Raw genomic sequence first — 13,236 nt, 5'->3', positions numbered from 1 at the left:
CGAATAAGAACTCTTATTGGCTTTCCCAGAGTCGACTTGAAGCCAACTTCCCGGTTCGTGGAACACCAAAGGTTGTGCAAACCCACGTGATCAGACTATGTGCCGAATGAGGAACCTCGGTTACGCTCTTGCCGTTACCGCGATGGTCTGGTTTATGTTTGATTGATTTCGTCAACTGCGTTCGTTCACAAATTTCCGTTTCTGGGCGTGCACACCGAAATTCCAAATGAGGAAAACTCAATGCCGCATCGCATACTTCTTTTTAATCATAAGGGCGGAGTTGGAAAAACTACCTCTGCATACAATATCGGTTGGAAATTGACTCAAAAAGGATACCGCGTTCTTCTCGTTGATGGCGATTCGCAGGTTAATCTCACCGCGCGTGCACTTGGTGAGGGTTTTGAGGACTATTATGCTGAAAACAGTAATACACGGCTAAATAATATCTATGATGCAGTTCGTCCGGTTTTTGAAGGTAGGCCACAACCAATTGAAGGTTTTACCTGCCCAACTGCAGAGAATAATCCTAACTTATATATACTTCCTGGGCATCCTGACCTGTCCGCCCTCGAAGGGCAAATAAGCTTGGCGCAGGAAACGAGGGGGACCCTTTCAGTTACAAAGAATCTTCCTGGAGCTCTTCATAGAATAATTTCTATTCTGGAAGGTGTTCATAATATAGATTACAGCATAATTGATATTAATCCAGGCCTTGGCGCGCTCAATCAGAATTTTTTTATGATTAGCGGCGCATTTATCGTGCCTACAAATCCCGATCCATTTTCTTTGATGTCATTGAAAACCCTTGGACTTGAAATCGAGAAATGGGTGAATTGGAAAGAGAAATTTGGCTCCGCATTCTTCGACGCGACATACCCTTTACCTGAAGGATGGGCCAAATTTGTAGGAGCGCTGCACTCGAGATTTAATCGACACAAGAGCAAAGCTGCTGGTCGATACCATGAGCGCCTAACTCAGATTGACAATAGAATCGAGGAAGAATTCGTACCAAGATTAGTATCTGCGAACTGCGTATTTAAAAAGCAGGCTTATGAGGAAGGTGCGAAAATCCAACTTCCGGAAGCGGCAGCAGATCCGGAGAGGATAAGGCTTTACGCGCTGGCTAGGATACCTGATTTCGCCCAGGCGAGTCATATAGCATCGGAGCTAGGAAAGCCCGTGTTCAGTGTCAGCGATAGCGACCTTCGGCAACTTGACCTCAGAGGCAACGTTAAAACCAGCGTTCAGCAAAATGTGGAAACATTTGACAAGATATTCGATGCCGTATGTGACAAAATTATAGCAATCGTTAACTATGACTGATGCAGGCCATCGCTTTGATGTTCATCTGTTAGAGGGCATGAAATGCCTTCAAAATTTTGATGCGACAGGCCATGAGTTTTCTCTCCGCTACGTTTGGGTAGTTTGTGTTTCTGCTTTTGATTTTTATCTGACTGAATTGGTTTCAGAGGCAGGTCTCAGGCTTATTGATCGGACGCCGCGCATTTTAACGCACAATTTGCGTCAAGTTGAAGTTCCTCTCGGCAACGTTTTAGATATAGATCAGCTTGGCCCAGCTGAGAGATTGTTATTTTTCCGTCAGCACATATTTTCTTCCATACAATATAAGTCTTTTTACAGACCAGAGAAAGTTTCTGAAGCCTTAAGCTACATTTGGACTTGCCCCGCGAAGGAAAAATGGGCTCGAATTCTGACCAGAATGAAGGTTGATGGAGGTTACTATCATCGAACCGAGCAGGACATACGCGACGAATTGGCGCTTATAGGAGATAGGCGAGACTTGATTGCTCATGCGGTTGACATTTCGCCTGGAACAGTGGAACCGAACCCAGTGACAAGGGAGGATGCGGCGCGCGTGATTGAGTTTGTCGGAGATTTGGTAAGCGCTATTGATGCCGAAACTGAGAGCCAATTGGCGCCAGGCGGGCGACAGTAACCGAGTCGGGAGCCGAATTCACTACCGAGACACCGCCCATCTGAGCCGCTTCCGTCACATGGCGCCCGCGGCTGAGTAAGGGCTTAGCTTATCGACGGCAGCGGGTCTGACCCGATGCGTGACAGCATGATGACCGCCTGCGTGCGGTTGTCGACGCCGAGTTTTTGCAGCACCGCCGAGACATGCGCCTTGATGGTGGCCTCCGAAACGCCGAGTTCGTAGGCAATCTGCTTGTTGAGCAGCCCGTCGGCGAGCATGCCCAGCACGCGCGTCTGCTGAGGCGTCAGCGACTGCAGCTTCCTGATGAGCTCGGAAATTTCCGGGTCCTGCTCGGTGCCGAGGTCGACCCCCACCGGCGCGGCGATGTCGCCGGCGAGCACGGTCCGCACCGCGGCGCGGATGTCCTCCATGCTTGCGGATTTTGAGATGAAGCCGGACGCGCCGAGTTCGAGCGACCGGCGGATGGTTTCGGCATCGTCATGCGCCGAAACGACGATCACCGGCACCGAGGCGTGGATGCCGCGCAACGAGATCAGGCCCGAGAGCCCGGAAGCGCCGGGCATCGACAGGTCGAGAAGCAGCAGGTCGAGATCGTCATTGCCGTTCATAAGCGACTTCGTCGTCTCGAAGTCGCCGGCCTCGAGAATTTCGGCGACATCGTCCAGACCCGCAAGCGCCTGCTTCAGCGCGCCGCGAAACAGCGGATGATCGTCCGCGATGACGAACCTGTAGCCAGCCGGCAAATATCCCTCCCGACCCCGCCTGAACATTCTTGTGATTGAAGCGGAATGCGCATTGCGATTATGCGGCTGTGATCCGCTATTTCAAGCGGTAAAGGGCGGGATGCACCGTTTGTGGCCGGCTGCCCCGTCCGAAATGGCGAATGTTCGGCCCGTCAGGTCTTGTCCGGGGCTGTCGAGCCGCCCTGGTTCGTCGGTTCCTTGTCAAGATCCTGCACCGTGTCCCTGAAGCTGCGCAGGAACCGCTCCATGTAGCCAAGGCCCTTCTGGAATTCCTCCTCGCTGGGAAGGCTGGATTCCAGCCTTGAGGTCAGCGAATTCTCCAGCTTCGCAACCCGCTCGTCGAGCGATTTCAGGTCCTGCTGCAGCCGGTCGATCTCGTCCTGGTAGGCCGTGCGCTCGTCTGCCGCCAGCTTGCAGACCAGCGCGATGCCATCCAGCTTGCAGGCCGACATCTCGCCGGTCGTGCGGTCCATGCGGACAAAGCCGTCGTCGGATTTTTCAAGGACGTAGCGATCCTCGTCGGCAAGTGCCCCTGTGGAGACGAGCGCGATCACGAACGGTATCGCGATGGTGGGGAGCAGGCGCATGTCGTCCTCCGTCAGATTCGCAGTGGAAAACCTGTCACAGGTTTGTGCCGGAATTGCGAAGCGCCCGCACGTCCCTTTCCGGGGCCGCCGCTTCAGCTTATAGCGCAATGATGCACGACACCGTCTACAAGATCTGCCCGAAGCCTCTTTGGCAAGACGCCGAACGGGCGGGCGTGTTCACGGGCGCTCCGATCGACCTGAGCGATGGCTTCATCCACTTCTCCACCGCCGCCCAGGCGCCGGAGACCGCGCGGCGGCATTTTGCGGGACAGGACGATCTTCTGCTGGTCGCGGTCGACGCCGCGAAACTCGGCGACGCGCTGCAATTCGAGGTGTCGCGCGGCGGCGACCTGTTTCCGCATCTCTACGCCCCGCTCGATCTCGGGGCGGTCCGCTGGGTCAAGCCGCTGCCGCTCGGCGCGGGCGGCCATGTCTTCCCGGACCTCGAAGCGTGACGGGATTGTTCGAACAGGCCGGCCGGCAGCTCCTGTTCGGGCTTGACCCGGAGACCGCGCATGGCCTGTCGATCAGGGCCTTGAAATGCGGCCTGCCGCTTGCCCGGCCTGCACCACGCGACGCAAGGCTGGCAGTGCGGGTGGCGGGGCTGGATTTTCCGAACCCGCTCGGCATGGCGGCGGGCTACGACAAGAACGGCGAGGTTCCCGACGCGATCCTGTCGCTCGGTTTCGGCTTTGCCGAAATCGGCTCGGTCACGCCGCTGCCGCAGCCCGGCAATCCGAAACCGCGCATCTTCCGGCTGACGCGCGACAGCGCCGTCATCAACCGGCTTGGTTTCAACAATGAAGGCCACGAGGCCTGCGCGGCGCGGCTGATAGCCCGCGGCGGACGGAAGGGCATCGTCGGCGTCAACATCGGCGCCAACAAGGACAGCAGGGACCGCATCGCCGATTACGAGGCCGGTATCCGGCGTTTTGCCCCGCTCTCATCCTATCTCACGGTCAACATCTCGTCCCCCAACACGCCGGGGCTGCGCAACATGCAGGCGCGCAAGGAACTCGGCGAATTGCTCGGGCGCGTGGTCGCCGCGCGGCAAGGGCTCGCCGATCCTGAGCATCGGTCACGGCCCGTCTTCCTGAAGATCGCGCCGGATCTGGTCGACGCCGAACTGGAGGACGTGGCTGCGGAAGTGCTTGCGCATCCGATCGACGGCGTGATCGTGTCCAACACGACGCTGTCGCGCGAAAATCTCGTCGATGCCGCCCTTGCCGGGGAGACCGGAGGGTTGTCCGGAAAACCCCTGTTCGAGCGCTCGACGATCGTGCTTGCGAAGATGCGCCGCCTGCTCGGCCCAGAAACCGCGATCATGGGCGTCGGCGGGGTCAACTCCGCCGAGGCGGCGCTGGAGAAGGTCAGGGCCGGCGCCGATCTCGTCCAACTCTACACCGGGTTGATCTACAGCGGGCCTTCGCTGCCCGGAAAAATCCTGCGGGACATGCTCCAGCGGCTTCGGCAGGAGGGGGCAACGAACGTCGCATCGCTGCGCGACACCCGCACGGATCATTGGGCGGCGCGGCCGCTCTGACAAAAGGCACGGCGGATCCGCAAGCCCGGCGCCGGCTCAAAGACGCCGCGTCCCGTGCGCGAATTAGATCCGTGAAGCCGGCAGCCGTACGCTCAGCATGGCGGCACGCCTCCGATGGGATCACGTCCTTGCCGGTCGAATTGTCGGGAAAAGTCAGTGCCCACCCTTGAATTCGGGACGGAGAGAGAAAGTTTTGGATTCTGCGCTCACGACTCTTTCGCACGGGGACTTAAGTTCACCAGGGACGGGATGTGCGCAGGGGGGGCGAGCATCGCAGGGCGACGGGAACAGACTTGGCGGAAAACCACCTTACCGAAGGAGCAATGACCATGAGTGTGATGAAGATAGGGACGATGTGCTGCCTGGCTGCCGCCTTCCTTGCCGGTTGCGCCGCGACCGAACAGGAACAGCGGGCAGGGACGGGCGCTTTGGTCGGAGCCGGGGTGGGAGCGCTGGCCGGACAAGCCATAGGCCGCAACACGGCCAGCACCGTGGTCGGGGCTGGTGCGGGAGCCCTTCTTGGAGCGGTCGTTGGTACGGCATCCGCCCCGCAAGGTGTCGAGTATTGTCGTTTCCGACGCGCCGACGGCACAATCTACACGGCTCGCTGCTAGGAATAGCAGGCTGGCTTTCTTGAGCGTTATCCGAGGATCGAACCGGATGCCGGATGTCTCCGCGTGCCAATGATGCCGGGCAGCTACGGTTCCTGTCGAGCCTTCAGGCCGCCTTCCTGCGGGGCGGTCCCGCAGGCATCAAGCCTGCCGGATACAGGTGCAGTGAAGGATGGCGGGAGACGCCCCGGCAGGAACCCGTGTTCTCCGGAACGCGCGTGAACGGCCGGATCGTCGCCGCGTCCGGCTAACGCCGGTAACTCAGCAGGCGCAGGATGATGAAGGCCGGAATGACGATTGCCGCGCCGAGGGCGAGATAGCCGACGAAGCGGTCGACGGTGGCGAAGCCCATGTTCCAGATGCGCGTCAGCGTGTCCTCGATCCACTGGAGCACGTCGAAGGGCGACCAGCCGAAAGCGCTCATGACGACGCCGACGAGGAACGAGACGACGAGCAGCTTCAGGAACACGCGCAACGGCGAATCGCCGAGAAATCTATTCAGGCCGGACACGATTCGCCTCCTTGCATTCCCGCCGCATAGTCGCTTGCGGCGGCGGCATCAAGGCCGAACATCCGCATCGGCACTTCCAAAGACGATTGCCGAAGCCAGTGCGGTCATGGTAACGAGGCTGTTGTGCGGGTATGATGTAATGGTAGCTTGTCAGCTTCCCAAGCTGATCGCGCGGGTTCGATTCCCGCTACCCGCTCCAATCGTTGGCCTTGCCCGAATCGCTTGACGCACCGCGCCTTGATGGGCAGATGTGCATACATCCGCATACAACGAGGACGCTTGGTGGACACGCTGAAAGACCTGATCGAATCCAGGCGTTTCGAACTCGCCATCACCGTGCTCATCCTGCTCAATGCGATCACGCTGGGGCTGGAGACGTCGCCGAGCGTCATGGCGGCGTATGGCGGCCTGCTTCTCATCGCCGACAGGGTGATCCTCGCTGTCTTCGTGCTCGAATTGGCGGCCCGCATCGCCGTCTATCGTGGCAGCTTCTTCCGCGATCCGTGGCGCATCTTCGACCTCGTGGTCGTCGGCGTCGCGCTGCTGCCGGCGACCGGCAGCCTTTCGGTGCTCCGCGCGCTGCGCATCCTGCGGGTTCTGCGGCTGATCAGCATCGTCCCGTCGCTGAAGCGCGTGGTGACCGGCTTCATCACCGCGCTTCCCGGCATGGGATCGATCGTATTGCTGCTCGGCCTGGTCTTCTACGTCTTCGCCGTCATGGCGACAAAACTCTATGGCGCTCAGTTTCCGGACCTCTTTGGTGATCTGGGGGAATCGCTGTTCACGCTGTTCCAGGTGATGACGCTGGAAGGCTGGTCGGACGGGGTGGTGCGGCCTGTGATGGAAGTCCATCCCTACGCCTGGCTGTTCTTCATCCCGTTCATCGTCGCCACCTCCTTCACCGTGCTCAACCTGTTCATCGGCGTCATCGTCTCGGCGATGGAAGAGGAGCACGAGGCGGAAGTCTCCGCCGAGCGGCAGGCCCTGCAGGCCGACCAGGACTCCATCCTCGCCGAACTCAAGGCGTTGCGCGAAGAGGTGCGGGAACTGGGGCGGCAGCGGGGATAGCCGGCGTTTCCGTCGCCAGCTTGCCTGGTTCGGCGTCATCGCGTTTTGCGCGCCGTGCATTAGGGCCGGCTCTTTTCCGGGACGGGAAGTCTCATCGCATTGCGGGTTTTGCATCTCCGCTTTTTTGCTATGGTGAAAGGCACCGGCAGGATTCGGGACAGCCGGCACTCACACGGAGGGTGTTATGCTCAAGGAATTCCAGGAGTTCATCGCCAAGGGCAATGTCATGGACCTTGCCGTCGGTGTGATCATCGGCGGTGCGTTCGGCCTGATCGTCAACTCGCTGGTGGGAGACATCATCATGCCGATCGTCGGCATGGCCGGAAGCGCGGACTTCTCCAACTATTTCTACCCCCTCTCCGATGCGGTAACCGCCACGTCGCTGGAGGAGGCAAAGAAGCAGGGGCCGGTCTTCGCCTACGGCAACTTCCTCACCGTGGTGATCAATTTCCTGATTCTCGCCTGGATCGTCTTCCTGATAGTGAAGGGCGTGAACACCATGCGCCGCAAGCTCGAAAAGCAGAAGGCGGCGGCGCCTGCCGCCCCGCCGCCCGCCGACGTGCAGCTTCTGACCGAAATCCGCGACCTGCTCGCGAAGAGATAGATTTCGGCCAAAATGCCATCTTCAGCCCCGGTACAGGCTGGGGCTGATCGCGGCTTTTAATGCCGCCGTAAAATCAGGCGATCTTGTAGAATTTTCTGTACCAGTCGACAAAGCGCCCGATGCCGACGTCGATCGGCGTGCGCGGCCGAAAACCCGTCGCCTCCGCCAGCGCCTCGACATCGGCAAACGTGCGCGGCACATCGCCGGGCTGCATGGGCAGCATGTTCATGACCGCGTTGCGGCCGGTCGCCTGCTCGATGCAGCGGATGAAATCCATCAGCTCGACCGGGTCGTTGTTGCCGATGTTGTAGATGCGGTAGGGCGCCGCCGACGTGCTCGGGTCGGGCTCGGCCCCGCTCCATTCCGGGTTCGGCGCGGCGACGGTATCCAGAGTGCGCACGACGCCCTCGACGATATCGTCGATATAGGTGAAGTCGCGCGCATGCTTCCCGAAATTGTAGACGTCGATCGGATCACCGTTGATGATCTTCTTCGTGAACATGAACGGCGCCATGTCGGGACGGCCCCACGGCCCGTAGACGGTGAAGAAGCGCAGCCCGGTGACCGGCAGGCGGTAGAGATGCGCATAGGAATGCGCCATCAGCTCATTCGCCTTCTTGCTGGCGGCATAAAGGCTGAGCGGGTGGTCGACATTGTCCTCGACGCGATAGGGCAGGCTGGTGTTGGCGCCGTAGACCGAACTCGACGAGGCGAAGACCAGATGCTCGACGCCGCCGTGCCGGCAGCCTTCCAGTATGTTCAGGAAGCCGACAATGTTGGAATCGACATAGGCGTGCGGGTTGGTGAGGCCGTAGCGCACGCCGGCCTGTGCCGCGAGATGGACAACGCGCTGCGGCTTGTGTTCGGAGAAGACCGCCTCGACGACCGAGCGGTCGGCGAGGTCGGCCTTGACGAAGCTGAAGCCGTTGCGCCCTTCCAGCCGTGTAAGCCGGGCATGCTTCAGCGAGACGTCGTAGTAGCTGTTGATGTTGTCGAGGCCGACGACTTCGTCTCCGCGATCAAGCAACGCTTCGGCGGTGGCGGCGCCGATGAAGCCGGCGGCGCCGGTCACGAGAATTTTCACGCGGCCGTTCTCCTGTCAGCGTCGCGCCGCAAAGCGCCGCGGTGATGGTTCAGGTCGTGCCAATACCGGAAAGGGACGGTTTCAGCTATTGCGTCTTTTCAGCGCTTCTTCCCAGCGCAGCGCGTGGGTGACGATCGTGTCGATGTCGGCCAGCTGCGGCCGCCAGCCGAATTCGCTGCGCGCCCGGTCCGCATTGGCGACGATGGACACGGCGTCGCCGGGGCGGCGCCCGCCGATGCGCACGTCGAAATCGTGGCCAACGACACGGCGCACCGCATCGATCACCTGCAGGACGGAATAGCCCGTGCCGTAGCCGCAATTGGCGATCAGGCTGGTCCCCCCGGCACGCAGCCGCCGCAGGGCCAGCAGATGCGCCTCGGCCAGATCCCAGACGTGGATATAATCGCGCACGCAGGTGCCGTCCGGGGTCGGATAGTCGGTGCCAAAAACTTCCATGAACGGCCGCTTGCCCGTCGCGGTCTCGCAGGCGACCTTGATGAGGTGCGTTGCGCCGCGCGTCGACTGCCCCGTCCGCCCCTTGGGGTCGGCGCCGCAGACGTTGAAATAGCGAAGCGCCGTGTAGACAAATGGATGCGCGGCAGCGGCATCGCGCAGCATCAGTTCGGTCATCAGCTTGGATGTGCCGTACGGCGATTCAGGCAGCGTCGGTGCCTCCTCGACGACGGCCGCGCCGTGATTGCCGCCATAGACCGCGGCGGTCGAGGAAAAGATGAAATGCGGCACGCCCGCACGCACCGCGCTTTCGATCAGCGCGCGCGATTTCACCGTGTTGTTGAGGTAATAGCCGAGCGGATCGGCCACCGAATCCGGCACCACCACCGAACCGGCGAAATGGATCACCGCGTCGACATTGCGGCGTTTCATGGTGGCTTCGACAAGGTCCTGGTCGGCAATGTCGCCGACCACCAGCTCAGCTTCCGCCGGGATCGCCCAGTGGAAACCGGTGGATAGCCGGTCGACGACGACGACGTCCTCGCCTTCGTCGAGAAGTTTCCAGACCATGTGGCTGCCGATATAGCCGGCGCCGCCCGTCACCAGAACCGTCATGAAGTATTCCCTGTTTTCGGGAACAGGCTAGCGCGACGGCATTGATGTTTGCTTACGGGGGCGGAAATGGCGCCCCGCTCGATCGCGTATGGTTTTCAACCCCTTACGGCTGCAACATGCCGACCGAAATCCGCCGTGCCCATCAGCGCCTTGCAGCGGGCGAAGCGGCCGTCGGCGTAGGCGCGGAAATCGTCGACGGGGTTGCGGTTGGCGAGCTGGATCAAGCCCCACAGCGTCCACAACAGGTCGCACATCGCCTTGTAGATCACGATGCGGCCGCGTTCGGCGGGAGAGGGGACGCCGCCGAAATAAGCAACAATCATCTCCTCGTCCTGTGCCGCGTCCAAGCCGCCTTCGACCGAGAGATCTCCAAGGTCCCACATCGGATCGTTCATGCCGGAATATTCCCAGTCAACGATCCACATACGGCTTCCCGTGTCGAGAAAGTTCTCGCAGAGCGGATCGCAGTGGCAGGCGGCGAGCGGCAGCGGGCGGGCCGCGAGCGCGGCGCGCACCGTCTCCGCCTCGCGCACCACGTCGTGATAGCCGTCCGGCAGCGCGACATCCCTGGTCGACAGGATTTTCAAATAGTCGTCGATCATCGAAAACAGTTCGAAGCGGAACGGGAACACCGCGCCGGACGCATGCAGCTTGCGGAACGCCTCGCCTGCACGCGCGGGAGCACCCGCGCGTGACTTGAACTTTTCCGGCGACATGGTGACGGCGCCGTCGATGAAACGCGTCGCCATCAAGCCGGTCTTCTCGTCGAAATGGATGACGTCCGGGCTGACACCGGCTTTTGCCGCCTCGCGCGCTGCGACCGCCTCGTTGGCTCGGTTAATGTATTCCTCGGTGCCCTTGCCGGGGATGCGCAAACAGGCATTGCCGGCGCGGAAGACGAGGTTGGTGAGGCCGCCCAGCCGGACGATCTCGCGATCGTGGCCGGCAAGCGTCGGGATCGACCGCAGCGCCTCGCGGGCGAGCGAAAGATCGTCGCTCATGCCTTCAGTCTCTCCATCTTGGGATCATAGAGCACGCGCGGGCCGCGCGTCGCGGCATAGGGTTTGCCGAACGCCTCGATCGTGAACGCGCTTTCGCCGGAAAATTCCGCCGGCAGGTAGCCGAAGGCGATGGTCTTGCCGAGCGTGTAGCCATACCCGGTGGACGAGGTCGAGCCGACCACCTTGCCGCCGAGCAGGATCGATTCGCCGCCATGCAGCGGCGCGAAACCGTCGATGGTGAAGGAGCAGAGCTTTCGCCTGACGCCCTCGGCCTTGATCTTCGCCAGCGCCGCGCGGCCGATGAAGTCGCCCTTGTCGAGCACCACGGCGAAGCCGAGGCCGGCCTCGTAGGGGTTGTAGTCGGGCGTGATGTCGCCCGACCAGTAGAGATAGCCCTTTTCCAAGCGCGCCGCGTCGATTGCGCGATAGCCGACATTGGAAACTTCGAACGGCTCGCTGGCGCCGAGCAGCGTCTCGTAGACGTGGCAGGCAAATTCCTGCGGCACGTAGAGCTCGTAGCCGAGCTCGCCGACATAACCGATGCGCACGGCCAGCGCGCGGGCATTGCCGACCTCGATCCAGCGCGCCGCCAGGAACGGATGTGCCGCGTTGGAAAGGTCGTCGTCGCTGACCGATTGCAGGATTTTTCGCGACAGTGGTCCGCAGAGATTGATCGTTGCGTATTGGCCGGTCACCTCGCGGAAGCCTATGCCCTGCGGCAGGTGCCGGCGGACCCAATGGCCGTCGCGGATGCCGAAACCGGAGCCGGTGACGAGATAGAGCAGGTCGTCGCTGATATGGATGATGGTGACGTCGGCCTCGATGCCGCCGCGCTCGTTGCAGAGCTGCGTGTAAACGGCCTTGCCCGGCGCGCCTCCGAGATCATTGGCGGCGATGCGCTGCATGGCCTCCAGCGCGCCCTCGCCGGAGATTTCGAACTTCGAGAACGACGTCTGGTCGATCAGCGCCGCCCGCTCGCGGATGGCGCGCACCTCCGCGCCGACGGCGTCGAACCAGCCAGGCTTGCCCTCGAAGCTGCCGAGTTCGACGGCATCGCGGCCCGGCAGCGCGAACCAGTTCGGCCGCTCCCAGCCGAATTTCGAGCCGAACACCGCGCCGGCCCGGCGCAGCGTCTCGTGCAGCGGCGAGCGGCGCAGGCCACGCCCGGCATGCGCTTCCTCGGCCGGCCAGTGGATCTTGTAGTAGGCGCCGTAGGCCTCGATGGCGCGTTCCTCGAGATAGCGGCCCTGCGCCTGGACGGCGCCGAAGCGCCTGACGTCGAAGGGCCAGAGGTCCATGCCGGCGTCGCCGTGCAGGATCATGTTGGACAGCGCGAGGCCTGCGCCGCCCGACGCCGCGATGCCGGCCGTGAAGCCGCAGGCGACGTAGAAATTGTCGAGTTCCGGGGCGAGACCCATGATCGGTTCACCGTCGTAGGATACGGGGATCGGCCCGTTGATGACGGTCTGGATGCCGATCTCGTTGAGCACCGGCAGGCGCTCTGCGGCGGGCAGGGCGAACAGTTCCAGCCGCTCCATGTTGGGCGCAAACAGTTCGCGGCCGAAATCCAGCGGCGGCATGCCGCGATGGAAGCCGACCGAGCCGTCCTCCCAGCCGCCGATGGCGAAGGAGCCGGTGTCGGGCTTGAGATAAAAATTGTGGTCGGGGTCGCGCAGCGTGGTCAGGCCGGGATCGAGCGTCAGCTTCTTCTCGGTCAGGAAATACTGGTGCTCGACGATGCCGGCCGCCAGCGGCACACCGGCCATCTTGCCGACCCGCTTGGCCCACAGGCCGGCGCAGTTGACGAGGATGTCGCAGGAGATCGTGCCGCTGTTGGTCGACACGCCGACGACGCGGCGGCCCTCGACGATGATCTCCTCGACGCAGACGCCTTCCTCGATGCGCACGCCGTTTTGCCGGGCGCCCTTGGCATAGGCCATGGTCAGCGAATAGGGGTCGATATAGCCGTCGCCGGGGATGAAGGCGGCGCCTTCGATGCCGTCCTTGACGATGAAGGGGAAATGTTTTTCCGCCTCGTCGGCGGTGAGCGAGTGGCATTCGACGCCAAAGCTTTTCGCCTGGCCCATCGAGCGGCGGATCTCGCTCCAGCGCGCCGGGCTGCCGGCGAGCCGCAGCGACCCGACCTTCTTCCAGGCGATATGCTGGTCGGTCTCGGCCTCCAGCCGGTCGAACACGGCGACCGAATTCTGCATCAGGCGCGTAAGATTGCGTTTGCCGCGCAACTGGCCGACGAGGCCGGCGGCGTGCCATGTACAGCCGTGGGTAAGCTGCGCCTTCTCCACCAGTAGCACGTCCTTCGCGCCGTCGCGGCCGAGATGGTAGGCGAGCGAGGTGCCGATCGCCCCGCCGCCAATGATGAGGATTTTGACGTGGCGGTCAGCGCGGAAGGGCATGCGGGTGCTCTGGTATGGGTGTGTTGCGAAAAGCGCAGACGATGC

At 61.7% G+C, this 13,236-nt stretch carries 14 protein-coding genes and 1 tRNA gene; 8 read left to right on the top strand and 7 right to left on the bottom strand.

The window, feature by feature from the left end; translation table 11 throughout:
• The first annotated feature begins 240 nt into the window (after positions 1 to 240).
• Together ACSBOB_RS27355 and ACSBOB_RS27350 are read left to right on the top strand one after the other, a co-directional pair.
• The gene (locus ACSBOB_RS27355; RefSeq protein ID WP_442579192.1) at positions 241 to 1,323 is read left to right on the top strand and encodes a ParA family protein; all 1,083 of its coding nucleotides are present in this window, start codon (positions 241 to 243) and stop codon (positions 1,321 to 1,323) included.
• Positions 1,316 to 1,957 carry a hypothetical protein gene (locus ACSBOB_RS27350; protein WP_442579191.1) on the top strand — a complete coding sequence of 214 codons (642 nt, stop codon included), beginning with the start codon at positions 1,316 to 1,318 and terminating at the stop codon, positions 1,955 to 1,957. Before ACSBOB_RS27355 ends, ACSBOB_RS27350 begins: the two co-directional genes overlap by 8 nt.
• Before the next feature lie 83 nt (positions 1,958 to 2,040).
• Here ACSBOB_RS27350 and ACSBOB_RS27345 read toward each other — a convergent pair whose 3' ends face one another.
• Both ACSBOB_RS27345 and ACSBOB_RS27340 read right to left on the bottom strand, forming a co-directional pair.
• On the bottom strand, positions 2,041 to 2,700 hold the full coding sequence (locus tag ACSBOB_RS27345) for a response regulator (protein ID WP_442579190.1): 660 nt from the start codon (positions 2,698 to 2,700) through the stop codon (positions 2,041 to 2,043).
• A 152-nt stretch (positions 2,701 to 2,852) separates the two neighbouring features.
• A complete protein-coding gene (locus tag ACSBOB_RS27340) occupies positions 2,853 to 3,287 on the bottom strand; it encodes a hypothetical protein (RefSeq protein ID WP_442579189.1) in 435 nt (144 codons plus the stop codon).
• 110 nt (positions 3,288 to 3,397) lie between these two features.
• On the opposite strand from ACSBOB_RS27340, the gene ACSBOB_RS27335 reads away from it, so the two are divergent.
• The 3 genes from ACSBOB_RS27335 (at position 3,398) to ACSBOB_RS27325 (ending at position 5,444) form a co-directional block, all read left to right on the top strand.
• The gene (locus ACSBOB_RS27335) at positions 3,398 to 3,742 is read left to right on the top strand and encodes a DUF952 domain-containing protein (protein ID WP_442583846.1); all 345 of its coding nucleotides are present in this window, start codon (positions 3,398 to 3,400) and stop codon (positions 3,740 to 3,742) included.
• Complete coding sequence (locus ACSBOB_RS27330; protein ID WP_442579188.1) at positions 3,739 to 4,830, top strand: quinone-dependent dihydroorotate dehydrogenase; 1,092 nt, start codon at positions 3,739 to 3,741, stop codon at positions 4,828 to 4,830. Before ACSBOB_RS27335 ends, ACSBOB_RS27330 begins: the two co-directional genes overlap by 4 nt.
• 323 nt (positions 4,831 to 5,153) lie before the next feature.
• Positions 5,154 to 5,444: a glycine zipper 2TM domain-containing protein gene (locus ACSBOB_RS27325; protein WP_442579187.1), complete on the top strand. Its 291-nt coding sequence runs from the start codon at positions 5,154 to 5,156 to the stop codon at positions 5,442 to 5,444.
• A 244-nt stretch (positions 5,445 to 5,688) separates the two neighbouring features.
• Here ACSBOB_RS27325 and ACSBOB_RS27320 read toward each other — a convergent pair whose 3' ends face one another.
• Entirely contained in the window at positions 5,689 to 5,952 is a 264-nt protein-coding gene (locus ACSBOB_RS27320) for a DUF6460 domain-containing protein (RefSeq protein WP_442579186.1), read from the bottom strand.
• 125 nt (positions 5,953 to 6,077) lie between these two features.
• On the opposite strand from ACSBOB_RS27320, the gene ACSBOB_RS27315 reads away from it, so the two are divergent.
• The 3 genes from ACSBOB_RS27315 to mscL all read left to right on the top strand — a co-directional run bounded on the left by ACSBOB_RS27315 (position 6,078) and on the right by mscL (position 7,624).
• Positions 6,078 to 6,151: transfer RNA gene (locus ACSBOB_RS27315), tRNA-Gly, on the top strand.
• Between the two features lie 83 nt (positions 6,152 to 6,234).
• Complete coding sequence (locus ACSBOB_RS27310) at positions 6,235 to 7,020, top strand: ion transporter (protein WP_442579185.1); 786 nt, start codon at positions 6,235 to 6,237, stop codon at positions 7,018 to 7,020.
• A gap of 184 nt (positions 7,021 to 7,204) precedes the next feature.
• Positions 7,205 to 7,624 (top strand): large conductance mechanosensitive channel protein MscL, encoded by a 420-nt coding sequence (gene mscL, locus ACSBOB_RS27305; RefSeq protein ID WP_442579184.1) that lies wholly within the window; start codon positions 7,205 to 7,207, stop codon positions 7,622 to 7,624.
• Between the two features lie 73 nt (positions 7,625 to 7,697).
• Here mscL and ACSBOB_RS27300 read toward each other — a convergent pair whose 3' ends face one another.
• The 4 genes from ACSBOB_RS27300 to ACSBOB_RS27285 all read right to left on the bottom strand — a co-directional run bounded on the left by ACSBOB_RS27300 (position 7,698) and on the right by ACSBOB_RS27285 (position 13,191).
• The gene (locus ACSBOB_RS27300; RefSeq protein WP_442579183.1) at positions 7,698 to 8,708 is read right to left on the bottom strand and encodes an NAD-dependent epimerase; all 1,011 of its coding nucleotides are present in this window, start codon (positions 8,706 to 8,708) and stop codon (positions 7,698 to 7,700) included.
• Positions 8,709 to 8,789: 81 nt separating this feature from the next.
• Positions 8,790 to 9,776: a UDP-glucose 4-epimerase GalE gene (galE, locus tag ACSBOB_RS27295; RefSeq protein WP_442579182.1), complete on the bottom strand. Its 987-nt coding sequence runs from the start codon at positions 9,774 to 9,776 to the stop codon at positions 8,790 to 8,792.
• 95 nt (positions 9,777 to 9,871) lie between these two features.
• Complete coding sequence (locus ACSBOB_RS27290) at positions 9,872 to 10,777, bottom strand: phosphotransferase (RefSeq protein WP_442579181.1); 906 nt, start codon at positions 10,775 to 10,777, stop codon at positions 9,872 to 9,874.
• Positions 10,774 to 13,191, bottom strand: a complete 2,418-nt coding sequence (locus ACSBOB_RS27285; RefSeq protein WP_442579180.1) for a GcvT family protein — start codon at positions 13,189 to 13,191, stop codon at positions 10,774 to 10,776. The genes ACSBOB_RS27290 and ACSBOB_RS27285 overlap by 4 nt, the downstream gene beginning before the upstream one ends.
• Between the last annotated feature and the right edge of the window lie 45 nt (positions 13,192 to 13,236).

The organism is Mesorhizobium sp. KACC 23794, assembly GCF_052180275.1.
Taxonomy (GTDB): Bacteria; Pseudomonadota; Alphaproteobacteria; order Rhizobiales; family Rhizobiaceae; genus Kumtagia.
This window is presented reverse-complemented; position numbering and strand designations above follow the sequence as displayed.